This window comes from Sulfurimonas gotlandica GD1 (genome assembly GCF_000242915.1).
GTDB lineage: Bacteria > Campylobacterota > Campylobacteria > Campylobacterales > Sulfurimonadaceae > Sulfurimonas > Sulfurimonas gotlandica.
This window is the reverse complement of record NZ_AFRZ01000001.1, coordinates 1,600,630-1,624,097: the sequence shown is the minus strand read 5'-3', so window position 1 is coordinate 1,624,097 and position 23,468 is coordinate 1,600,630. Positions and strand designations below refer to the sequence as shown.

The 23,468-nt window shown below is 35.9% G+C and carries 24 protein-coding genes; 13 read left to right on the top strand and 11 right to left on the bottom strand.

Going from position 1 to position 23,468, the window contains the following annotated elements:
- Nucleotides 1-39 precede the first annotated feature (39 nt).
- Entirely contained in the window at nt 40-711 is a 672-nt protein-coding gene (locus tag SMGD1_RS08045; RefSeq protein WP_008336110.1) for a phosphate signaling complex PhoU family protein, read from the top strand.
- 51 nt (nt 712-762) lie between these two features.
- Here SMGD1_RS08045 and SMGD1_RS08040 read toward each other — a convergent pair whose 3' ends face one another.
- Nucleotides 763-936 carry a hypothetical protein gene (locus SMGD1_RS08040; RefSeq protein WP_008335613.1) on the bottom strand — a complete coding sequence of 58 codons (174 nt, stop codon included), beginning with the start codon at nt 934-936 and terminating at the stop codon, nt 763-765.
- Between the two features lie 138 nt (nt 937-1,074).
- Here SMGD1_RS08040 and SMGD1_RS08035 point away from each other — a divergent pair, with 138 nt between their 5' ends.
- The 9 genes from SMGD1_RS08035 to SMGD1_RS07995 all read left to right on the top strand — a co-directional run bounded on the left by SMGD1_RS08035 (nt 1,075) and on the right by SMGD1_RS07995 (nt 10,159).
- Entirely contained in the window at nt 1,075-1,371 is a 297-nt protein-coding gene (locus SMGD1_RS08035) for a hypothetical protein (protein WP_008336969.1), read from the top strand.
- A gap of 76 nt (nt 1,372-1,447) precedes the next feature.
- Nucleotides 1,448-2,878: a type I glutamate--ammonia ligase gene (gene glnA, locus SMGD1_RS08030; RefSeq protein WP_008336778.1), complete on the top strand. Its 1,431-nt coding sequence runs from the start codon at nt 1,448-1,450 to the stop codon at nt 2,876-2,878.
- Nucleotides 2,879-2,992: 114 nt separating this feature from the next.
- A complete protein-coding gene (locus tag SMGD1_RS08025; protein WP_008336243.1) occupies nt 2,993-3,907 on the top strand; it encodes a sensor histidine kinase in 915 nt (304 codons plus the stop codon).
- 100 nt (nt 3,908-4,007) lie between these two features.
- Nucleotides 4,008-5,666, top strand: coding sequence for a 2-isopropylmalate synthase (gene leuA / locus SMGD1_RS08020; protein WP_008336123.1), 1,659 nt, complete (start codon nt 4,008-4,010; stop codon nt 5,664-5,666).
- Nucleotides 5,667-5,672: 6 nt separating this feature from the next.
- Nucleotides 5,673-6,578, top strand: a complete 906-nt coding sequence (locus SMGD1_RS08015) for a sensor histidine kinase (protein ID WP_008335430.1) — start codon at nt 5,673-5,675, stop codon at nt 6,576-6,578.
- 89 nt (nt 6,579-6,667) lie between these two features.
- Nucleotides 6,668-7,831 (top strand): PAS domain-containing sensor histidine kinase, encoded by a 1,164-nt coding sequence (locus SMGD1_RS08010; RefSeq protein ID WP_008335881.1) that lies wholly within the window; start codon nt 6,668-6,670, stop codon nt 7,829-7,831.
- Nucleotide 7,832: 1 nt separating this feature from the next.
- Nucleotides 7,833-8,519, top strand: a complete 687-nt coding sequence (locus tag SMGD1_RS08005) for a response regulator transcription factor (RefSeq protein WP_008336347.1) — start codon at nt 7,833-7,835, stop codon at nt 8,517-8,519.
- A gap of 86 nt (nt 8,520-8,605) precedes the next feature.
- Complete coding sequence (locus tag SMGD1_RS08000) at nt 8,606-9,796, top strand: NAD(P)/FAD-dependent oxidoreductase (RefSeq protein ID WP_008335677.1); 1,191 nt, start codon at nt 8,606-8,608, stop codon at nt 9,794-9,796.
- Nucleotides 9,797-9,805: 9 nt separating this feature from the next.
- The gene (locus SMGD1_RS07995) at nt 9,806-10,159 is read left to right on the top strand and encodes a DUF1641 domain-containing protein (RefSeq protein WP_008335126.1); all 354 of its coding nucleotides are present in this window, start codon (nt 9,806-9,808) and stop codon (nt 10,157-10,159) included.
- Nucleotides 10,160-10,221: 62 nt separating this feature from the next.
- Here SMGD1_RS07995 and SMGD1_RS07990 read toward each other — a convergent pair whose 3' ends face one another.
- The 9 genes from SMGD1_RS07990 to SMGD1_RS07950 form a co-directional block, all read right to left on the bottom strand.
- Nucleotides 10,222-11,370: a hypothetical protein gene (locus SMGD1_RS07990; RefSeq protein ID WP_008336921.1), complete on the bottom strand. Its 1,149-nt coding sequence runs from the start codon at nt 11,368-11,370 to the stop codon at nt 10,222-10,224.
- Complete coding sequence (locus tag SMGD1_RS07985) at nt 11,363-12,034, bottom strand: ABC transporter ATP-binding protein (RefSeq protein WP_008336943.1); 672 nt, start codon at nt 12,032-12,034, stop codon at nt 11,363-11,365. The genes SMGD1_RS07990 and SMGD1_RS07985 overlap by 8 nt, the downstream gene beginning before the upstream one ends.
- Complete coding sequence (locus SMGD1_RS07980; RefSeq protein ID WP_008336529.1) at nt 12,031-13,242, bottom strand: FtsX-like permease family protein; 1,212 nt, start codon at nt 13,240-13,242, stop codon at nt 12,031-12,033. The genes SMGD1_RS07985 and SMGD1_RS07980 overlap by 4 nt, the downstream gene beginning before the upstream one ends.
- On the bottom strand, nt 13,235-14,455 hold the full coding sequence (locus SMGD1_RS07975; protein WP_008335091.1) for an ABC transporter permease: 1,221 nt from the start codon (nt 14,453-14,455) through the stop codon (nt 13,235-13,237). The genes SMGD1_RS07980 and SMGD1_RS07975 overlap by 8 nt, the downstream gene beginning before the upstream one ends.
- Before the next feature lie 7 nt (nt 14,456-14,462).
- On the bottom strand, nt 14,463-15,191 hold the full coding sequence (locus tag SMGD1_RS07970) for an outer membrane lipoprotein-sorting protein (protein ID WP_008336454.1): 729 nt from the start codon (nt 15,189-15,191) through the stop codon (nt 14,463-14,465).
- Between the two features lie 13 nt (nt 15,192-15,204).
- Nucleotides 15,205-16,539: a diguanylate cyclase gene (locus tag SMGD1_RS07965; RefSeq protein WP_008336029.1), complete on the bottom strand. Its 1,335-nt coding sequence runs from the start codon at nt 16,537-16,539 to the stop codon at nt 15,205-15,207.
- A gap of 79 nt (nt 16,540-16,618) precedes the next feature.
- The gene (locus SMGD1_RS07960; protein ID WP_008341083.1) at nt 16,619-16,840 is read right to left on the bottom strand and encodes a hypothetical protein; all 222 of its coding nucleotides are present in this window, start codon (nt 16,838-16,840) and stop codon (nt 16,619-16,621) included.
- Nucleotides 16,837-18,591 carry a Na/Pi cotransporter family protein gene (locus tag SMGD1_RS07955; RefSeq protein ID WP_008335418.1) on the bottom strand — a complete coding sequence of 585 codons (1,755 nt, stop codon included), beginning with the start codon at nt 18,589-18,591 and terminating at the stop codon, nt 16,837-16,839. Before SMGD1_RS07955 ends, SMGD1_RS07960 begins: the two co-directional genes overlap by 4 nt.
- 25 nt (nt 18,592-18,616) lie before the next feature.
- A complete protein-coding gene (locus SMGD1_RS07950; RefSeq protein ID WP_008336031.1) occupies nt 18,617-19,651 on the bottom strand; it encodes a hypothetical protein in 1,035 nt (344 codons plus the stop codon).
- A 98-nt stretch (nt 19,652-19,749) separates the two neighbouring features.
- Between SMGD1_RS07950 and SMGD1_RS07945 the strand changes: the two genes are divergently transcribed.
- From SMGD1_RS07945 to SMGD1_RS07935, 3 genes are read left to right on the top strand one after another with little or no spacing between them, the layout of a single operon-like run.
- Nucleotides 19,750-21,486 (top strand): DUF1538 domain-containing protein, encoded by a 1,737-nt coding sequence (locus SMGD1_RS07945; RefSeq protein ID WP_008336378.1) that lies wholly within the window; start codon nt 19,750-19,752, stop codon nt 21,484-21,486.
- On the top strand, nt 21,483-21,848 hold the full coding sequence (locus tag SMGD1_RS07940; RefSeq protein WP_008336605.1) for a P-II family nitrogen regulator: 366 nt from the start codon (nt 21,483-21,485) through the stop codon (nt 21,846-21,848). Before SMGD1_RS07945 ends, SMGD1_RS07940 begins: the two co-directional genes overlap by 4 nt.
- On the top strand, nt 21,845-22,159 hold the full coding sequence (locus SMGD1_RS07935; RefSeq protein WP_008341078.1) for a hypothetical protein: 315 nt from the start codon (nt 21,845-21,847) through the stop codon (nt 22,157-22,159). The genes SMGD1_RS07940 and SMGD1_RS07935 overlap by 4 nt, the downstream gene beginning before the upstream one ends.
- On the opposite strand, the gene SMGD1_RS07930 is transcribed toward SMGD1_RS07935, so the two are convergent.
- Entirely contained in the window at nt 22,142-23,413 is a 1,272-nt protein-coding gene (locus SMGD1_RS07930) for a DEAD/DEAH box helicase (RefSeq protein ID WP_008336793.1), read from the bottom strand. The genes SMGD1_RS07935 and SMGD1_RS07930 overlap by 18 nt on opposite strands.
- Nucleotides 23,414-23,468 lie beyond the last annotated feature (55 nt).

The window sequence follows — 23,468 nt, the reverse complement described above, 5'->3', positions numbered from 1 at the left end:
ACTAAGACTATATGAGATTTAAGAATACAAAGGAAAATGATGTCGACAAAATATGATAATAAAATTGAAGAAATTAGAGAGATAATGTCAAATCTACTAACAAGTATAGTAGATGCTAACACAATATCTCTTGAGGCCTATAAAAATAGTAACGACGAGCTTTACAAAGATGTTCAAAGCAGACTTAGCAATATAACTGTTCAAGGTGATATTATTGATAATGAAATTATAAAAACTTTTGCTCTATATGGACCTGAGGCAAAAGAGCTTAGATCATTAGTTGCTTACTTAAAAATGACCAACGAAATCGTACGGATAGGTGAAGGTGTGAAAAAATATGCCCTTCGTATGAGAGACCACTCTTCTAGTAAGTGTAATTTAGAGCCTTTAAACTCAACTATTATACAACTTCACAAAAGTACTATAAATGCTCTTGAGTACATTTTAGAATGTTTCAAGCAACTTGACAATTGTAATATAGAAGATTTTTTCACTAAGGTAATGGTTGAGGAAAGTAAAAATGACGATCTTTTTTCTATCTTAGAAAAAGAAATTTTAACTATGATTATAGGTGAAAAAGAACTATCTATAGAGTATGTCAAGGTATTAGGGACTCTTCGTAAACTTGAACGTGCATGTGATAGAAGTGTTAATATTGCAAATCTTATGTTATTTGCTTCACAAGGTGGAGAGATTCGCCATTATAGTTAAAGAGTTAAACTGCAAAATATGACTTTGCAGTTTTAAACTAAATGACTAAACTTATTTTTTCTTTGAAGACTTTTTAGCAACTTTTTTCTTTGCCGCTTTCTTTGCTACTTTTTTCTTTTCTGCTTTTTTAGCTACTTTTTTCTTTGCAACTTTCTTTGCAACTTTTTTCTTATCTGCTTTTTTAGCTACTTTTTTAGCTACTTTTTTCTTTAATTCTTTTGCCATTGGTGGCTCCTTGATGAAGTTTTTTACTACTAATAGTAATAAATTATAGTGATTATATATGTTTTATGCCTATATGTCAATAAAATATAGATATATGCTATAATTTGCATATTGATTTTTATACCAATTAGGACAAATATGACTTTTATAGATTTTAAAAAACTACTGCTAGATGCAGAAATTACTATTCCGAAATTCAGTAAACTAATTAAAGTAAGTGAAAAAAACTTACAAGCTTATAAACAAAAAGGTGTGGTTCCAAACACTATTGCCGTTATTGTCACTTGCTTTTCGCAAATGAAAAAAAATGGTATGGATTATCATTCAATTATAGATTCATTAGAATTAGAAGCAAAGACAAAAAAAGGTGCAGGTTTCTCAAAAAAAGAGAAAGACAACTCGCACAAAACGAAACAAAAAATTAATATTGATTAAAATATAAGCAACATAAGAGATTCAATTAAATATAAATCAGATATACTAATGGCAATTTAATTTCAGGAGAGAATGAATGGGAAAATTTGTTAATAATACAGAAGAGTTTTTTACTTTTTGTGAAGAGAATGATGTTCAATTTGTAGACTTTAGATTTACAGACATTAAAGGAACATGGCACCATGTTACTTATAGAATGAGTGCTGTAAACGCAGGACAACTTAATAATGGATTACCATTTGATGGTTCTTCAATCGATGCATGGCAGCCAATCAATAAATCAGATATGCTTTTAAAACCAGAGGTTGAAACTGCATTTTTAGATCCATTTACTGCTGATCCAACTATCATCGTATTTTGTGATGTATATGATATTTACAAAAATCAAGCATATGAAAGATGTCCACGTTCAATTGCAAAAGCAACACTAGCACATGCTGATTCTTTAGGTATTGCAGACACTGCATACTTTGGTCCTGAAAATGAATTTTTTATGTTTGATAGCATAACTTTTGTTGACAATATCAATGAAGCTGGCTACAAAATAGATACTGAAGAGGGTGAGTGGAATTCAAACAATCCTTATCCAGATATGTATAACACAGGTCACAGACCAGGGACTAAGGGTGGTTACTTTCCAGTAGCTCCAACAGATTCTGCTGTTGACATCCGTGCTGAGATGATGCAAGTTTTAGAGCAAGTTGGTCTAGAAGTTATTCTTGGTCACCATGAAGTTGCTCAAGGTCAACACGAAATTGGTATCGTTTTTTCTGATATGATTGGTGCAGCTGATAATGTTCAAAAATACAAATATGTTATTAAAATGATTGCTCACCTTAATGGTAAAACTGCAACATTTATGCCTAAGCCAATGTTTGGCGATAATGGAAATGGTATGCACGTTCACCAATCACTATGGAAAGATGGTAAAAACCTTTTCTATAAACAAGGTAATTATGCAAACGTATCTGAGATGGGTATTAACTATATCGGTGGTATATTCAAGCATGCTCGTTCAGTTGCTGCATTTACTAACCCATCAACTAACTCATACAAAAGATTATTACCAGGGTTTGAAGCACCAAGTGTTTTAACTTACTCTTCTCAAAATCGTTCTGCATCTTGCCGTATCCCTTATGGTGCTGGTGAAATGGCTACTCGTGTTGAGATGCGTTTTCCAGATTCAAGTGCATGTCCTTATTTAGCATTTGCAGTAATGATGATGGCTGGTCTTGATGGTATCCAAAACAAAGAGATTCCAATAGGTCCAATGGATGAAGATTTATATGAATTATCTTTAGATGAGATTCGTGAAAAAGGAATTCCTCAAATGCCTCACACTCTTCGTGGTTCACTTGAAGCTCTTTTCCGTGACAACGACTACCTAAAACCTGTATTTACTGATGAATTTTTAGAAGCATACAGACATTACAGATTTGAGCGTGATGTATGGCCAGATGAAGGTCGTCCAACTGCTTACGAGTTTAAAACAACTTACCAGTGCTAGTCGCACATGTCCTCCTTGGTTGAGGGCTTTAAATCTTTTTTCCCGCTTTTTGCGGGAATACCTTTCGATTACATTTTTTGCTATAATATATGAAAACTATTTAACTGGTGAAAAATGTCAAATAAAATCACTCAAATACTTCTAAATGAAATTGTAAACCTATCCAAAAAATCAGATAAAAAACTCGCTGAAAAAATTCAGACAGTACTTGATTTTTACATTACTGAACAAAAAGAAAATCAAAAAACTATCAAACAGAACGAGTATTTCTTAAAGCAATGGGATAAAAGAAATATCATAGCTCATGAGAGAGATGCCAAAAAAGACAAACTACTAGAACAGCAATCAAGACTGGCTTCTATGGGTGAGATGATAGATGCTATTGCACACCAGTGGAAGCAACCTTTAAACTCTATGAGTATGATGAGTGATATGATGCAAGAGGACTTTGAAAATGGCTTAGTTAATTCTGCCTACGTCAAAGAGTTTAATGATACAGTACATATGCAGATAGATCACATGGTAAGCACGTTACATGAGTTTCGCACTTTCTTTCGTCCATCAACTAAAAATGAAGAGTTTACTATACAAGATGCAATGAATAGCGTTGGAATACTCATGAAAGATGAACTTATCTCGCAAAATATTCTTCTAGATATAGACATCGATTCAGAGATTAAAATATTTGGAAATCAGAATGAATTTAAACACCTTTTTATAAACCTGATAAATAATTCAATAGATTCATTTAATGACAAAAATATAAATCATAGAAATATAAATATCAGATGCTATGAAGAAAATACAAATATTTACATTGAAGTCGAAGATAATGCAGGTGGCATTCCAAATGAAGTAATCAAAGATATTTTCAAACCAAACGTAACTACAAAACCAGAGGGTAAAGGCACAGGTATTGGGCTTTATATGAGCGAACAGATTGTTAAAAAGAACCACGGAACTATAAATGTATATAATACAGCTGCTGGAGCTTTCTTTACAATAACTTTACGACAAGCTACTATTTAATAACACCTACTTTTACCCTAATCATAAATTTGCTATAATTCCGAACTTAATAACTATATGTAAGAGTGTGTTATTAAAAATTTCAAGTTAAGGATTCGTAATGAATCAAGTAAAAATGGGCAAATATCGCCCTTACCCACAAATAGATTTGCCAAACAGACAGTGGCCAAATAAAATAATTACAAAAGCTCCAAAATGGTGTAGTGTAGATTTACGTGACGGTAATCAAGCACTAATCAACCCTATGGACATGAATAAAAAACTTGAACTTTTTACACTCTTACTAAAACTTGGTTTCAAAGAAATTGAAGTTGGATTTCCATCTGCCTCAAAAGTCGAGTTTGATTTCTTACGCCGTTTAGTTGATGACAAATTAATTCCTGATGATGTAACGATTCAGGTTTTAGTTCAAGCAAGAGAACATTTGATAGCTAAAACCTTTGAAGCACTTAGTGGTGTTAAAAAAGCGACTGTGCATCTATACAACTCTACTTCTACTGCTCAAAGAAAAATAGTATTTGGTAAGAGCAAGGAAGAGATTGTTGTTTTAGCATTAGAGGGTGTTGACTTAGTTAAAAAATATGAAAAAGAACATGATGGAGAGATATTTTTAGAGTACTCACCTGAGAGTTTTACTGGAACTGAGCTAGAGTTTGCGGCAGAGATTTCAAATGCTGTAACTGCAAGATGGGGCATTTCGTCCACAAGAAAGGTTATTATCAACCTTCCTGCAACAGTAGAGATGGCGACACCTAATGTTTATGCTGACCAGATTGAGTGGATGGCCAATCACTTAGATAACCGTGAGAATGTAATCATCTCAACTCACACTCATAATGACAGAGGAACTTCTATCGCTGCGACTGAATTGGCACTTTTAGCAGGTGCAGACAGAGTTGAGGGAACACTTTTAAGTAATGGTGAAAGAACTGGTAATGTCGACATGATTACCCTTGCTCTTAATATGTTAACTCAGGGTGTAAACCCAGAGCTAGACTTTTCAGATATAAATGAAGTTTTAGATGTAGTTGAGAGATGTACGGAAATGGTTACGCATGCTCGTCACCCTTATGTAGGTGAATTAGTTTATACAGCATTCTCCGGTTCACACCAAGATGCCATAAACAAAGGTCTTGCATATCAAAAAAATAGTGTAGACAGCTTTTGGGAAGTTCCATATTTACCGATTGATCCTCAAGATGTGGGAAGAACTTATGAGAGTATCATACGTATTAACTCACAGTCTGGAAAAGGCGGAATAGCATTTATCTTAGAGAAAAACTTTGGTTATCAGCTTCCAAAAGCTATGCATCCAGAGATTGGTCGTATAGTCCAAGCAGTAACTGATGAAAAAGGCAGAGAGCTTGAAGCAGAAGAAATATTAGAAATATTTAAAGATACATACTTCAATATAAAGAAACATATATCTTTAATTGATGTAACACTGTCTACTAATAAAAAAGTTTCGACTTGCACTTTAACTTATAAGTACAATGGAGAAAAAATAGTAGCACAGGCTGAAGGCAACGGTCCTATTGATGCATGCAAAAATGCTTTGATGAAAGATTATAAAAATGAATTTACTATAAACTCATATTCTGAGCATTCGTGTGGAGACAAAAGCACTGCCAAAGCTGTTGCTTACATAGAGATTCAAAGTAAAGATATTCTCTCTTGTTATGGTGTTGGCAAAGACAACGATATTGCTACTGCTTCTATCAAAGCGATGTTTTGTGCTTTAAACAGGGCTTTTAGCTAAAAACAAATGAATGAAGATGAAAATCAAAAACTCATTGACGAAATAATAGTTCTCTCTAAGCTCTCTAATCATAGGCTTAGAGAGCAAACCCACCACCTCATAGAGCTCTACGAAGAACAAAAAAAGAAAAACTCCAAACTCCAAAAAAACCACTCCGCTTTTTTAAAACAAGTTGATAAAAGAACTGTAGTCATCAACGAGACAAGTACCCAAAAAGACAAGATGCTTCGCCAGCAGTCAAAAATGGCCGCTATGGGCGAGATGATGGATGCAGTAGCTCACCAATGGAAGCAGCCTTTAAACTCTCTGAGCATGATGAATGATATGTTAAAAGACGATTTTAAAGATGGTATAGTTGACGAAGCTTATATAGATGATATTACAGAAACTGCTCATACTCAGATAGAGCATATGGTTACTACTCTAAATGAGTTTAGAACTTTTTTCAGACCTTCAAAAGACAGTGAAGAGTTTTTACTTGAAGATTGCATAAACAGTGTAGAAGTTCTTATGAGAGATGAGCTTATAAAAAATACTGTAAACTTAAAAACTGATATAAAAGATGACATCAAAATATATGGTTTTATAAATGAGTTTAAACATCTGTTTTTAAATCTTCTAAGTAATTCTATAGATGCGTTTAACGAAAAAAATATTTCCAATAGAGATATAACTATAAAAACTTATACGGATGAAGATAAGAGCATCATAGAGTTTGAAGATAATGCCCAAGGTATTTCAAATCATGTGATTTCTAGAATATTCAATCCACACATCACAACTAAACAAGACTCTAACGGGACAGGAATAGGTCTATATATGAGTTCTCAAATCGTTAAAAAACACAATGGCACTATCAGCGTAAAAAACACAGACTCCGGTGCACTCTTCAAAATCATCATCAAACACTAAAACTTATCTATCTTAACGTTAAGTTTGACTTAACGTTATGTAGAAAATTACACTATAATATCTCTTACCCAATTATTTAGGCGGTTAAAATGGATAGTGTCGAGTCTCAGCTAAAGCAGACTGTTAATGATCTGATGTCAAAAAAGGAAGAACTTCAAGCTGTCTTTGATATGGCGGCAAACGGTATCTCTATTCTTGACCACAACGGAATGTTTCTTTACGCAAACAAATTTTTTCAAGACATGATGGGCTACACGATGGAAGAACTATATACTGAGTCTTGTATCTCTTTATCATCTCCAGAATATGCCGCTGCTTCTGAGACTGCAGTCCAAAAGGCCATAAAATATGGAAGTATTCAAAACTTTCGTAAAGTCTGTATTACAAAATCAGGCGAACACCTAAATGCAAGTATGTCACTTAGTTACCTAAAAAGTCGTAATGAAATCGTTATGATAACTTCAGATATCACACAAGATATAAAGTATCAAGACGAGTTAAAAAAACAAGTTGAGATTGAAGTAGCCAAGCGGACTGAGCAGTATGAGATCATGTGTCATCAGTCAAGACTGGCCGCTATGGGTGAGATGATTGACTCTATAGCCCATCAATGGAGACAACCCCTCAACGGCCTAGGCCTAATCGTTCAAGGCTTAAGACATATATCTGATAACAATATGCTAAACAAAGAGATGCTAGAAGAGATTGAAGAGGAGATTATGGAGAAGATTAACTATATGTCTCAAACCATCGACGACTTTAGCAGTTTCTTTCGCATCTCAAAGATAAAAGAGTCCTTTGATGTTCTAAACAGCATCGAAGATGCTATTCGTCTTATAGATGTTCAGTTAAAAGCTAACTCTATTGACATTAAAATCATACTTGAAAATGGAGTTCCAAGAAATGTTGTCGGATTTCCAAATGAGTTTAAACAGGTAATTATGAACATAGTTCATAATGCTATGACAGCTGTTGTAGCAAAGAACAAAAATAATGCTCTAATAGAGATAAAGCTAACTTTTTATGATGGCAGGTTAAATATCTGTATCTTGGATAACGGAGGTGGAATAGATGAAGAAAATATTGAAAAGATATTTGATCCATACTTTACTACACGTGAAAATGGAAGCGGAATAGGCCTCTATATGTCCAAAGTAATCATTGAGCATCACATGCAAGGGTACCTAACTGTACAAAATCATAATGATGGTACAAAATTTTGCATAGAATTAAAATGTCAGGAGTTACAATAATATGCAAACTATTCACAAGCGTTTAGCATCTCACACTGTCTTGGTTGCGGAAGATGACCCAAGTACACTAAAATGGCTTGTAAGAGTACTTAAAATTTATTTCAAAGATGTCAAAGGTGCTTCAAATGCTATGGATGCTTTAGATATCTTTACTTCTTCACCATGCGATATAGTCATAGCCGATATTCAGATGCCAGAAGTTGATGGACTAAGCTTTTTGCAAAAGATATCCGTTATCTCACCATACACTCTAAGAATTGTTATGACAGCCTTTAACTCTAACCCCTACTTAAATCGTGCAGTTGAATCAGGTGTTCACTTTTATCTGAAAAAACCTATAGATATAGATGAACTTCTTGTAGCCATATCTTCACACATGCCAGATGCACAATCCATAAAGCCCATCTCAAATCTTGGAGAAGGTTTTTACTACGATGCTCAAAAAAGAATGGTCTATAAAGAAGAGTTAGAGCCTGTAAAACTCACAAAAAAAGAGTTACAACTTCTTGAACTCCTGCTAAAAAATCCTCACAGCCTTGTAGGATTGGAGATGATTGAGCAAAATATCTATGAAGAGCCTGTTAGTGCAGATGCTATACGAATGGTAGTCGTAGGTCTTCGCAAAAAGATTTACGGTGATTTAGTTGAAAACCTCAAAGGACTGGGCTACCGTCTAAATATCTCTTAAAAACCTTATTAAAACCTTATACACTCCTTATTAATACCTTTTGATTATCCGTTACCATTGTTAAGTGCAAATAAAAGGAGTGATATATGAAAAAGCAAATTCTTATAGTTGGTGGTGGTACAGCAGGAACCATGACCGCTAACAATCTTGCAAATAAACTTATGCCAGAGATTAATCGTGGAGAAGTAGAAATAACAATGATTTCTGACTCAAAGATCCATGTATATCGCCCTGGAGCAATGTATGTTGCATTTCATAAGGCTGCAGGTCATGAGTTTATCCGAGATCAACGTTCTCTACTTATGTTAGAAGTTGATTTTATAGTTGACAAAGCTGTTGAGATCAATGCAAAGTCGAACTATGTAAAAGGTAAAAGTGGTACAAAATATAACTACGACTATCTTGTTTTAGCTACTGGATGTGAAGTTGCCGCTGACAGAATTCCAGGGCTACAAGAAGGTGGTGATTGGTTCTATAGTTATGAAGGTGCTAAGAAATTAGCTAAAAAGTTTGCAGCACTTAAAAAAGGAAGAGTTCTAGTTACTGTAAACTTTCCTAAGACTCCAAACATCCCTCACCAGTGTGGAATCGCACCAGTTGAGACAACTATGATGTTACATGATTACCTAACTGAAAAAGGTATCAGAGATGACATAGAGATTATTTATACTTACCCTACAAAATCTCAAGCAGTAGAAAATGGACTTTTCTTACAAGCTCCGACTTCTGATGTTCTTCCAATGATTTTTGACAGTATAAATGTAAAACATAAAACAAGTTTCACACTTGCAAAAGTTGATCCTAAAACTAAGACTGCTTATTCTGAAGAAGGCGAAAAAATGGAGTTTGATATCCTTATGTCAACACCACCATTTATTGCAGCTGAAGTGATTCGTAAGTCAGGTCTATCTAAAGCTCTTGATGATGAAGGTTGGTTGCCAACAGACAAAAAGACTCTTAAAGTTAAGGGTCTTGATAACGTCTACACTCTTGGTGACACTGTTGATTTATCTGTTTCTAAAGCAGGTGGAACTATTCATAATCAAGTAGATGTTCTTGTAGATAATATCGCAGCAGAGATGCGTTTTGGATATCCAACTGAATCTTATGACGGTAAAGTAATCGCTATCGCACAGATGGGATTACAGTGTGGTATGCCACTTTGGTATGACTACGAAGAAGATGTTAAACCGACTCCTTGTAGTAAACTAGGTAGTTTTGTACGCTTAGGTTTTAACAAAAGTTTATATTGGGCTGCCGCACGCGGTATGTTATAGGAGGTTACTATGAGCGAAGTAATACAAACAAAAAAAAGTGCTGAGATGCAAGAGATTGAAGACAAGATGACAATGTTAGTGCAAACAGGAAGGATCGATAATCTTATTGATTTGCTTGCTGTAGTATCTGACCAGATAGAGATGACTACTACTCCGATAGTTGAGAAGATGGTTCACTCTATAGATAATATAGCAACAGCCGGTTTTGTAACAGAAAATGCAGTTAGATATGCAAAACGTGAAAGTGCCAAAAATGAAATCCCCAGCCTTTTTGGTATGCTAAAACTTCTTAAAGATGAAGACACTAGAAAAGGATTAGCATTTATGTTAAACCTTACAAAAGGCATCGGTAAACAGATGTAAAGATTTTAGTAGTGGTCACTTTGCTTCCTCTTTGTGGCCACTACTATCTTAAGAAAACAAACCTAAAATGAGAGTGCATACTTAAAATAATATGTATTTTCATAGTCTCCAAAATCACTTCCGCTAGGACCATTTTGAATCATCGCACCAAGTACAAATGTATTGTAATCATTCATAGTATATGTAAGAGTCGGTGATATAAAACGTGAATTTTTATCATTAAAGCTCTCTATGTAAACAAGCCCTCCGTCTAAAAATATATTGAAAGTGTAAGTCGCAGAAATTGCTGTGTAAAAGTTTGAACTAACAAGATTTGAGAGTATCTCGGAGTCTCTGTTTAGAAGTATCTCACCACGTGTAAATTTCTCAGATGAGTAAAGTGCTTCACCTATAACAGTAAGACCATTTACAAAACCATAATCAGCTCCAATGATTCCTTGAAAAAACTCTTTTTCATCTAAACCGGATAAGGTCTTAAGAGTATTTTTTATATATGCTCCCTCACTTCTAACCTCAACTCCCGTGTCACCTAGATTTCCTTCAAGTTCCACTCCCAGCATCTTAGTATCATCAGAGCTTACAGCATCTATGGCAAAATCTGCAAAGTCTAAAAAAGCTTTATATCTAGCTCCATACTTGAAAGTGTAGTCAGCATTTTGGGATGCCACTGCACTTAGATGCGAAGTATCGTTTATGTGTCTTGTATATGAAAGAGCTGCTACTCCAAATGTCTCATCAGGTTCAAGTGAGTAGATGTTTTTAGGATTAAAAAGGTTCGTTGGAGTCCAGATGCGACCTACTCCCATGGAGATATTTTGCAGACCTACAACTGCTCTGTTTTTGTTGTCTTCATAACCGCCATAGAGTCTATATAGCTTTGCATAAACACTTCCCTCATAGTAGTCATGATGATTAGTCTGTGTACTAAAAGGTGTATCTGATTTTATCTCTTTCACATAGTTAAAATCATTTGAACTTACATAGTCATGTCCAAAGTAATTCACTCCATCACCTATTAAAGTAACAAAATAATTTCCCTCTGTGTAGTCTCCACGAAACCTCAATCTATCGTAATTGTAGACATAGGTCTTATCTGTGTTTGGTTCTATACTACCTTGTGAGATTGTAAAGTTGGTATTGTCTACTCTGTACTCAAACTCTGCAAATAGTGCAGGTGTAAGTAAAACTAAGAGTAGGACTATTTTACGCATCTACCAAAGCACCGTCGTTTAGTCTTATGATTCTCTTTACGCTCTGCATAACCATATCGTCATGAGATGCAAACAAGATGCTAACACCCTCTTTCTCGTTCAACTCTCGCATCATATCCATCAAACTTTGAGAATTTTTCGAGTCCAGATTTGCTGTAGGCTCATCCGCTAAGATAATCTTTGGTTTTGCAGCGACAGCGCGGGCAACTGCGACACGTTGTTGCTGTCCACCGCTTAGAGCATTTGGGAGTGAGCTTAGTTTGTTGTCTATCTCTAACATAGATGCTACTTCAAAGACTCTTTGTTTTATCTCGCTATCGCTAAATCCACGAAGCTTCATAATAAAACCTATGTTCTCTTCAACACTCAAAACAGGAACAAGATTATATGCCTGAAATACAAAACCCATTTGAGTAAGTCTAAGCTCTGTACGCTGCTCTTCACTAAGAGAACTTATCTCTTTGTCGTCCAAGTAAATCTCACCGCTGTCTATGCTGTCAAGTGCACCAATGGCATTTAAGAGAGTAGTCTTTCCGCATCCAGAAGGTCCGCTAAATAGCGAAAATTCACTATCTTCTATAGTTAGATTAATATCACGAAGAGCATGAACCTCTCTAGGGTCATCTTTAAAAAAGTACTTGTTAACATTTTCAAGTTTTATCATTTCTCAGCCTTTATAACTTCTATAGGATTTAGTTTTTTTATTTTTCTTAGTGGTATCAAAACACTAAGAAGGGAGGCCGTTATTATCGCAATAAAAGTGTTTGTAAAGTAGGAGACTTTTATAGTTCCATATATTATTGACTCATATCCCCACATCTCTAAGGCATCAGAAAAAGAACTTAGATCAAGACCGTTACTTTGGATGTAAAGTAGCAACACTGCTCCCAAAACTGCACCGCTCAGATAACCAAGAAGTCCAACTATAACTGACTCCATAATTATCTGAAGTCGTATGTACTTGTAGTGCATCCCGATGCTAAGAACAATACCAAACTCACGGATTCTATCTAAGATTGAGACATACATAACGCCAAAGATACCGATGAAAACAACACTCATAACTATGAAAAAAGTTATGGAGTTAAATATCACCATCAGATCTTGCATCTGCTTCATCATAGGTTGCAGTTCTAAAAAACTCTTCACATCATAGTCAGAATATTTTATTTTAAGAGCTTCATATAGTTTTTCATCATCGCCCATTATGGCTATCTGAGTAGCTTCACCGGAAGCAGTTGCTAAGAACTTGTGCAGGTATTTGATATCTACAAAGATAGCATTCGTATCTAGTGAGATGTTTGTTGTCTGAACTATCGCTCTTATTCTTACCGAGATAGAGTTTATTTCACCTGTACTGTCTTGAGTTGAGAAGATGAGTTTTGAGCCTACACCTACTTTAAGTGTTTTTGCAAGTTCTATTCCTATAAGTGCGCCTCTTTTTTTAAGGTCTATTTTGCCCTCTTTTAAAAACTCACTAAATTTTCCAAATGCTTCTTCATCTTTTAAGTCCATCCCGACTATAGATGCAAAAGATGACTTTCTAGCCGTAGCGGCAAGACCTTCTGTTTTTAATCTCAAAACAACAGCCTTTACTCCAGGCATCTGCTCTATCTCTTCTTTTATCTTTTGTGCATTTTTAACACTATGCTTTATATCTTTGTCTATTCTATACTCTTTTGCATAGATGCTGATATCTCCGCTACCGCTTCTTTTGTTTTTGTCTAACATATTAAAAGCCATACCGTCATAAAGACCCTGAATACTAAGCATCATACTCATACTCACAGCTATCATTATTATTACCAAGAGTGTACGTGAAATCCGTAAAAATGAGTTTTTCCAAGCCATTTTAAGTATTAGTTTAAACATGTCTACTCGCTTCAATCGGTTCAAAAGAGTTTATAAACAGATATGGATATACAATACTTAAAAAATTCAGTATATATATAAGAGCAATATTCCAAGCAATTGTATACATGTTAAAATTAAACGGCATCTCATCCGAGACAATCCCGTAATCTTTGTACATCTCAGCTATTCCTTCTATTACGATAGGATTTATACTGTAGTAGTAACAGATATATGTTGCTATTGGTACAGCTATGATGAAGGCTGCGCTTGTGAGTATAAATATCTCATAAAACAAAAGTGCAAATATCTTAGACTTTGATAATCCAACACATTTAAGAACTCCAAACTCTTTTATACGCGAACTCACATTTATAAAGCCATAAATCATAATAACAAAAAAGATTACTACCAAGAACAAAGAGAGAGAAATATATCCAAATATGTTATCAACCTCCATCGCTTCAACCATGGTTTTCATCAATGTCTTCCATGTAAGAGACTCCAAGTTTTCATCATCCAGAACTTTTAAAATTTCACTGTTTACTATCTCAACATTATCTAAATTCTCTACCTTGATTGTTATATATGAAGCCATGTTTTTTGCATACATCAGCTCGTCAAAGTATGCCCTGCTGACAAACGAAGCACTGGAATCAAACTCAAATGAACCGGTTTTAAATGTTCCGCATAACTTGAAAATATCAGCCGCAAAGGAATTATCACTGGCACCGCCTATAAAAGTCACCTCATCACCAATACTTAACTTGAGTTTATTAACTAATTCACTACCCGCGTAGAGGCAATTACCTGAGTTAACATCCAAAAACTCACCCTCTTTAAGTGCTATAGCGATGGAACTTAGAAGCTTCTCTTTTTGAGGCTCTATGCCAGCTACCATAGAAGCTGCAGAGTATTCTTTGCTAGACAACAACCCATAAGTCTCATATCTTGTGCTAAAAGCCTCAATGCCATTAATGTTTGAGAGTTTATCTGTAATTGTTTTAACGTCACGAATAAGATACTCATTCCCTCCAACATCACGATAATCTTTATGATAAATCTCAATAGCCCCTGTATAAATTTTAAGTGAGTTTTCAAGCATAGCATTGTGGGAGCCGTCCTGCCATGATACAAATACTACAAATAGCATTGTAGATACAAGAGTAAGGATGAAAGTCGTAATAGAACGACCCTTGTAAAAAAAGATGTTTTTTAGGGCTAGGTTAAACATCTAGCTACTACCTCGAAAACCGTTTCAAAGCACTCTTTTGAAAATACTGTGCAGATATTTCCGTGTCGTACTTTACATCTTCAAGTAGCATCTCAGTGTAGTTGTCTTTCTTCTCTAAAGGTTGGATTTTCCAGTATGTAGGAATAAAATATTTTCCGTATTTTTTTACATCTTTGTAGAGAAAGATTCTTACCTCTTTCATATCTTCATCGTAAAATATATCTTTTTGGGATGTGTAAGTCTCTGTGTCTATAAGAGAGACTATCTTTCCCCAGACAACAGCTGCATCTTCTTTTGGAATGAGTTCTATGGTGACAAGCTTGCCATCTTTTTTTAGCACTTTTGCATCGTAGTCTTGGACTACTGAACTCTGCTTTACTACATCATCGTTTGTGATGTCACTTCCCATCCAATTTTGAAGCATCATAGATGCTGGGATTTTTATGGTTCTTTCTATCTTTGGTACATACTGCCACATCTGGTTGTCAAGAGAGAGGAAAGTGATTCCTTTATCTTTTGGCGGATAGAGAATTTTTGTAAAACTTTTCTTTGTCCCATCAGACCAGCTCTGCATCTTCATAGTTCTCTCATGCCCCATGGATATTATCTTCATAGTAAGCTTCATAGAGACGTTTTCACCGCGCATGTTTTGGTCTAACTTTTTAATAATCTCATCTGCTTCATTAGCAAATAAAATACTGTAAATCATAAAAAACACTACAAAAATCTTACTCATACAAATCCTTTTACTATACTACTTCTACTCTGTTTCTGCCATTAGCTTTAGCTTTATACATCGCCTGATCTGCTCGCAGGATAATAGACTGGGCATTATCCCCTTTTTTAAACTCACTGATGCCAAAACTACAAGTTACATTGCCTACTACGTAAAACTGCTCTTGCTCAATAATCTTGCGAAACTTTTCTGTAACTTCTTTTGCTAAGGCTAAAGGAGTCAAAGGCATAACAATGACGAACTCTTCACCACCCCATCTAGCCAAGGTGTCCGTACTTCTAAGGTTTTTCTCGATTAGTCTTGCCATGTCTCTGAGTGTGTTATCACCCTCTAGATGACCGTATTTATCATTTATATTTTTAAAGTGGTCTATGTCTAAAAAGACAAGAGAGAAGGTATCTGTTGTATATCTCTCTATCCTCTTTATCTCATTTCTAAGTTCCATCTCAAATTTTGATCTGTTAAAAATACCTGTAAGATTATCTATAGTTGAAAGCTCTTCATATTTCATTGCGCGAGCAGCCAAGAGTTTGTTTATCTCTCTTAGTTGCGCGTCATTATCTCTCATGTTTTCGGCCCATCGCGAGTAAACCTTTGCTACTATCTCTTCTTGGGTTACTTGACCTATTATCTTACTGTCATAGTTTTCTACTATAAGTCTTTTAAAATGTTTTTGCTGTATAAAATCCAGAGCTTCTTTTATAGAAGTGTCATAACGTACGGTTTGAAGTGGAGATGACATATATTGTGAGATTGGTTTAGTTAAGTCTTCCTTGTTCCCTAACATCTGCATAACATCTTTCGTAGTTACGATTCCTACAGGAGTCTCTTCTTCATGGACTATTACGCAGTCATAAAGTATGCTGTCCATCATTCTCACAACCTCAGATGCAGGAGTAACTACATAAGCCTGTTTGATGTGTGAAGTCAGCAGTATCTCACTCACGGGACGTTTTTCCAGCATCAGCTGAGGGTCTATGCTTGAGACTATGTCATAGTATGATACAAATCCGGTAAGGTTATAATTATCATCCACTGCACACAGACAGTTGTTGACACTGTCTATCTCCTTCAGACAATCAAGCACTGATTCATTATCATTAACTGATGGCACTATGTCATACTTTATAGTTTTTATTTGCTGAGAAAAATCAATATCTTGGAGCTTAAGGCGGATTACATCATTAACTTTCAAAAGTCCAAACTCTCGCTTGTCCTCGATTTTTATGACGATATCCCTATGATTGTTTTCGTACATAAGCTCAATAGCTTCTTGAATCGTTTTAGAGTCCCTTATACAAAGAACATCTTTTGTAGAGATATCACTTACTGTGGGAAATTTCATCATATGCACTCCTCTTTATAGTACCTATATACTACTATTGTAACACCATAATTATTTAAAAATGATGAAACTAGAACAAGGACTATTCTAGTTTTTCAAGGAACTCGTTGAGTACTCCAAGCTGTTTTTTAAAATCTTCTTTCTCATCAGCATCTTTTGCTTTTTTAATCTTCTTTTTCAGAGATGTGATCTTCTTTTCCAATGAGTTACTCAGTTTATCTCTTTTGTTTTCTTTTTTCTCTTGCTCACTCTCTTCTAGTGCAAAAAACTTCTCTACTTTATTAAACAACTTTTCTATATTCATGAACTCTCCCTTAAGTCTTGTATATCACTATCTTTTATCCAAAGTACTGATGCTGTATGAATCAGGTTTTTAGATATATCATAGGCAAACGAACTGTCATTTATAAGCGATGTCGCCATTTTTTTATTTATCTGATTAGTTCTAATAAGTGAATCTATTTTACCGCTCTCTATCAAGTTCAATTTATCAACTTCTTTCTTTAAGAGTTCAATTCTAGATAGAATGTCTAAATCATCTTCAAAATTTCTAATCTTGTTTATAGAGTCTATTGTCTCGGCTATTTCTGTTCTTAGAAAGTTATATTCATCTTTCATTACTTCATTGCTTGAATTCAGATAAATTCTAATATTTTTTTGTAACTCTCTAACGTATTTTATGGATTCAACAATATCCTTACATGATACTTTTAAATCATATACTTTATGCTTTTGTTCCTCGCTCATATTTTCTTGAGCAAGAGTTGCATAGTAGATTATCTGACCATATACCTCTTTAATGTTTGTGTCATAAAAAATGTTTATATCTGTATTTATATCCTTATCTGAGTGTTTAATAACACTAGACATGTCTTTACATCCCAAATACTGATGTCTATGAAGGAAGAGAGCATGAGAAAGTACTTCTACGGCATTATCATAAAGATGTTCGACCTCTTTTTTTATTGCTTCTAGGGCAGCTTCTGGAACATTTATTACTACATCATCAAGATATTTTGCCTTGTCAATATTTTCCACTGTAACAAAGATAGACTCTAAAAACTTAACCAGATAGGAGGTAAATGGAGCAACAAGAAGTATGCCCAAAACATTAAAAATAGTATGAAACAGTGCCAACTGCATTGCGTAGTCTTTGGCATCTATGCCTATAAAACCAGAAAGAAGAGTAACCATAGATGCTAGTTGATACAAGAAGACTATGGCCACAAAAGCTGTAACAAGGTTAAAAATCAAGTGTGCAACTGCTAGTCTTTTTCCATTTGCATTGGAGTTGAGTGATCCAAGTACGGCGGTAACTGTTGTTCCAATATTTGCACCTATTGCAAGTTCTAAGGCATTAAAATACTCAATCTGCCCTGTAGCAAGTGCTGTTATAATCAGAGCCATAGTCGCAGCACTAGATTGAATAACTACGGTTGCAACGGCACCTACAAGGACATAAACTAAAACACCTAAGTAACCATCCATTGCATATGAGGCCAAGTTGATGCCATTGCTTAAGGCATCAAATCCATCTTTCATGTATGCGATACCTAAAAACACAAACCCAAGTCCAACTAAAATAGTTCCTAATCCCTGATATGACTTATTGTTATTGAATCTAAAAACTACACCAAAGATTATCATAGGCAGAGCAAATTGTGCAATTTTTATTTTTACACCAAAAGCTGCTACTATCCAGGCTGTAGTTGTGCTTCCAATATTTGATCCAAAAATAAGAGCGATTGCACCACTAAGGGTGATAAGCTCTGCACTTAAAAATGAGATAACAATAATTGTGAGTAGAGAAGAACTTTGAAGAATTGCAGTAGCTAAAAACCCTGCACCAATTGCCTTAGGTACAGAAGAAGTAGTTTTTTTTAGAACTTTCTCCATGACTCCGCCGCTAAAGAGTTTGAAACCATCTTCCATAAAAACCATACCGATTAAAAAGATTGTAATTCCAGCGACAATCAACTTAGCATCATCGCTCGAAAATAGGAGATATGCCAAAGCAAGTAAAAAAAGTGGATAGATATATTTTTTGAAATCCATGTGATAACCTAAATCTTTTCTTTTATTATACCACTAAATCTAACTCTTGTAGTGTTCCTACTCCACCTTCTTCTTTTAAGTAAATAGAACTTTCTCTTATAAGTGCTTGCATAGTTCCGTTTGAACTTTTCAACTCAAAAGGGGTTTTTTCTCTACCAAGATAGAGTGCTCCTACATCTTTATCTTTTAGTGAGAAGAGATGTTCTGTAGAGTCTGCATCTTTTGTCCAGATAATTAGCTGCTCAAAGACCGCATCATTTTCATCTATCCAGCCATTGTTGTCACTGTCATAAGCTTTTAAATCGTTAAATCCATTACCGCTTTTTGGACCAAAAAGCTCACTACCGTCATTTATGATGCCGTCTTTATTTTTATCCAGTGCTAAAAAACCGCTTCCGCTTCCAACAAAAGAGAACTCATCACTCTTGCCATCCAAGTCCAAATCAAAGTTATGTTTTACATCGCTGATAGTCACAATATTTGAGCCGAAGTTAAGTACCAATGGGTCTATTAGTGCATCTCCGGCTTTTATGCTAATACTCTCGTGTGATTGAAACTCTTGTTTTATACTAAATGCAAGTGCAAACTCAGTTTCTCTGCCGTCGGCTGTTTTTACACTGCCAGATACTGAAAAGTGCAAGGACTCTTTTTTAATCTCTGTACGTTCGTAATGATAGTTTATTCCCCAGCCTAAACGTTCTACTTCATTTTCCTGCACTTTTTTACCATCGTCCGTAGCTTCTACTGACTCACTAGCTTTTAGATTGTGCATAAATGATATATTTATTTTTCTGCCTGTCAACGCTTCAAGTGCTCTGACTATCGCCATAAGTTTTGGATCAAGTGACTCATCAAACATCTCATCTTCAAGTTTTGCTACCTCACTCATAGGCTTGTGAAACTTTTTAAAATCTTCTGTAAGTTCCAGTCTGTCACCGCGACGAAGTCGCTGTGGTGCATCTTCTTCCCTGTTCCACATCTCTAAACTCTCACTCTCATAAAGTTCATGACTTTTTCTGTGAGAAGATAAAAAGGAGACTTCTGATTGCTCTATTTTCATAATACAACCTCCGTGTTCTTATAAAGAATATATCGGCATTAAAGATAAACAGTATGTAAAAATAGTTATAATTAAAAAAGATAAAAGAAGGAGTTTAGATGCAAAACCTCCCGCCAAAACAGATTCGTTTCGGTGACTATACACGTGATGTTCAGGCTAACTATACTCAGATAAGTTATAACGACATAACCAACCAAACAAGCAGACAAAGAGAAGAAAAAATCCAACTCCGCTCACTTGATGTCTATCGTCTGGTAAAGCCATACGTGAGTGTTCGTTTTATGGAGCAAGTCTACGGGCTGATGCCTCTAGCCATCTACTTGGTTCTCTTTCAGATTTTTATGCTCAGACAATCAGTCACAGATGCTTCCACTATCTCAGCGGGTCTTTTTGCCGTCATACTAGGTCTGATGTTTTTTATGGAAGGCATCAAACAAGGGCTGATGCCATTTGGCGAGATCATAGGAAATACTCTTCCAAAAAAAGTCTCACTTAGTGTTGTTCTTCTCATAGCTTTTTTACTTGGCATCGGAGTAACTTTTGCCGAACCTGCCATCGGAGCACTTAAAGCTGCAGGTTCACTTGTAGAAGTGCAAAAAGCTCCATATCTATATGCAATGCTTAACGACTACTCAAACGCTCTTGTTCTCATTGTCGGCATCGGAGTAGGACTTGCCGCAGTTCTTGGAACTATGCGTTTTATCTACGGCTGGAGCCTAAAGCCATATATCTACATCTCACTTATACCGACTATCTTACTTACTATCTATGTGATGTTTAACTCCGACTTAGTTTCCATTCTCGGGCTTGCTTGGGACAGCGGAGCAGTTACTACTGGACCTGTGACAGTCCCTCTTGTTCTTGCTCTTGGTATAGGGATAGCAGCAGCATCTGGAAAAGGTGACAGTTCTCTCTCAGGCTTTGGCATCGTGACTTTGGCATCTATATTTCCTATCATCGGAGTTATGAGTCTTGGCATCTACCTCTCTTTTATAATCACTCCTTCTGAGATTATTGCTTTGGCACAAAGTAGTGGTGGAGTTGTAGAGACTCTAGCTTGGTATGAGACGACTCCAGGTGAAGAAGTAGTCCTTGGCATCCGAGCCATTGTCCCATTAGTATTATTTTTACTCTTTGTGCTTAAAATCGTCCTAAAAGCAAATGTTCCAAATGCTGGTACTATTTTTTATGGAATCATACTAGCAGTTTTAGGAATGATAATCTTTAACGTAGGTCTGACTTACGGCTTAGCAAAACTAGGTTCACAATCAGGAAGCCTAATCCCCGCGGCATTTAACACCATCACCACAGCGGATGGGAGTATCATAGATGCTCTCTATCCTTATGCTATAGGTCTTAGTGTAGCCATTTTATTTGCTTGGATACTCGGCTTTGGTGCGACTCTGGCAGAGCCTGCTCTAAACGCTCTTGGAATGACTGTGGAAAATCTTACTCAGGGTGTATTTAAAAAGCGTACTTTGATGTATGCGGTATCTCTTGGAGTGGGAACAGGTATAGCACTTGGGATTGTCAAGATTATCTTTAATCTTCCACTTGGATATATCATCATCCCGCTCTACTCTGTAGCTGTACTACTTACCTATATGTCTGATGAAGCCTATGTAAATATAGCATGGGACAGTGCAGGTGTTACAACCGGACCTATTACCGTTCCGCTTGTTCTGGCTATGGGGCTTGGCTTTGGAGATGCAGTCGGGTCGATTGAAGGGTTTGGGATACTCTCTATGGCATCTATCGGGCCAATTATCTCAGTTCTCATAACTGGTCTCTGGGTAGGACAAAAACGCAAAAAAGCTATTAAGGAAAATGCATGAACAGAAATATAACCATCTTAACGGATGTAGAACTTATAACATGTATCTTACAAAAAGGTCTCGCAGACAAGATAACAAAAGTAGCCGTGGAAGCTGGAGCACAAGGTGCGACTATCCACTATGCTCAGGGAAGCGGTGTTCGTGAAAGACTTGGAGTACTTGGCGTTGCAGTTGAAGCTGAGAAAGAAGTACTTCAGATAATCGTCTCTACCGAGCAAGTCGACCGCATCTTCGATGCTATCTACTTGGCGGCTGAGTTAGACACTCCTGGTATGGGTTTTATGTATGTGACAAGACTTGAAAAAGCAGGAACGTACATCCCTCAAGAAGTTCTAGAAAAACTAGAGTCGAGAGTATCATGAGTAGATATAAACTTATAACCTGCATCTTGACAAAGCCTGTAGCTATTGAGATGATAACGAGACTAAAAGAAGAAAAAGGAATCATAACTGCAAACACTACACATGCCAGAGGAACAAGCTCTAAGTCAGAGTATATGATGAAAGCTGAGGAGATTTTGACTGTTTTAGTAGATGCAAGTGAGGCGGATGATATTTTTTATTTTTTATATAGTGAGTTGGAGTTAGACCAGCCACATCAAGGTATGATATACCAAGAAGCTGTAGCTAAGTCTACTAAATACTCTTTGCCGGATTTATCTTCTTCCGTTTGAGTTGCCTCTTGAAGTGCTACCACCTTGTGTAGGCTTATTTCGGGGTCTGTTTCTCGAGTTTCCACCACCCTTACCTCTTGAGCCACCGCCTTGGTTGATAGGCTCTGCTTTTATAGAAGGGTCTGGTTTGAAGCCTTTTAAATGTATTTTCGGTATATCTTTGTTGATTAGTTTTTCAATATTTGCAAGATATTCAAGCTCATCAACACAAACTAGAGAGATTGCTTCACCCTCATTTCCGGCACGGCCTGTTCTACCGATACGGTGAACATAATCCTCACTAACATTTGGAAGCTCATAGTTTACAACATGAGGGAGCTGATCTATATCTATTCCACGAGCAGCGATATCTGTTGCGACAAGAACTCTAACTTCACTTTTTTTAAAGTCTGCTAGTGCTTTTGTTCTTGCATTTTGGCTTTTGTTTCCGTGAATTGCCGCAGATGTGATACCATCTTTTTCAAGCTGATCACTTAAACGATTTGCTCCATGCTTTGTTCTAGTAAAGACTAAAACCTGTTTCCATTTTCCATCATTAATAAGATGAGTAAGAAGTTCACGTTTTCTCTCTTTGTCAACAGGATAAACAGCTTGTTTTACAGTCTCAGATGCAGTATTTCTGCGAGCTACTTCTATAAGCGTCGGAGAATTCAAAAGGCGGTCTGATAATTTTTTTATCTCATCTGAATATGTTGCTGAGAAAAGCAGGTTTTGTCTCTGCTTAGGAAGAATCTCTAAAATCTTTCTGATATCATTTATGAAACCCATATCTAACATTCTGTCCGCTTCATCCAAGATAAGGAAGTCAACTTTAGATAAGTCAATAGTTTTTTGAGAAATATGGTCTAAAAGTCGCCCCGGAGTTGCAATTACAATATCTATTCCTTTACGGAGTTGTACTATCTGAGGGTTTATTTTCACCCCTCCAAAAATCACACAAGACTTAAATGGAAGATGTTTTCCGTATACCTCAACGCTCTCTGCAACTTGTGCAGCTAACTCTCTTGTCGGAGTTAGGATAAGTGCTTTTACATGGTGCTTACCCGATGTATGTTTTGCACGACTTAATAACTCTAACATCGGAAGAGTAAAACCTGCTGTTTTACCTGTTCCCGTTTGTGCACCCGCGAGGATGTCTTTTCTATTTAATATTACAGGTATAGCCTGTTTTTGAATTGGTGTAGGTTCAGTATAACCTTGCTCTTTTATAGCTTTAAGAAGCGGAGCTGATAATCCGAGTGTGTTGAATGACATAAATTTCCTAGTCTTAATATTGTTCCATAATAGCATAATTTATGCTAATATGAGA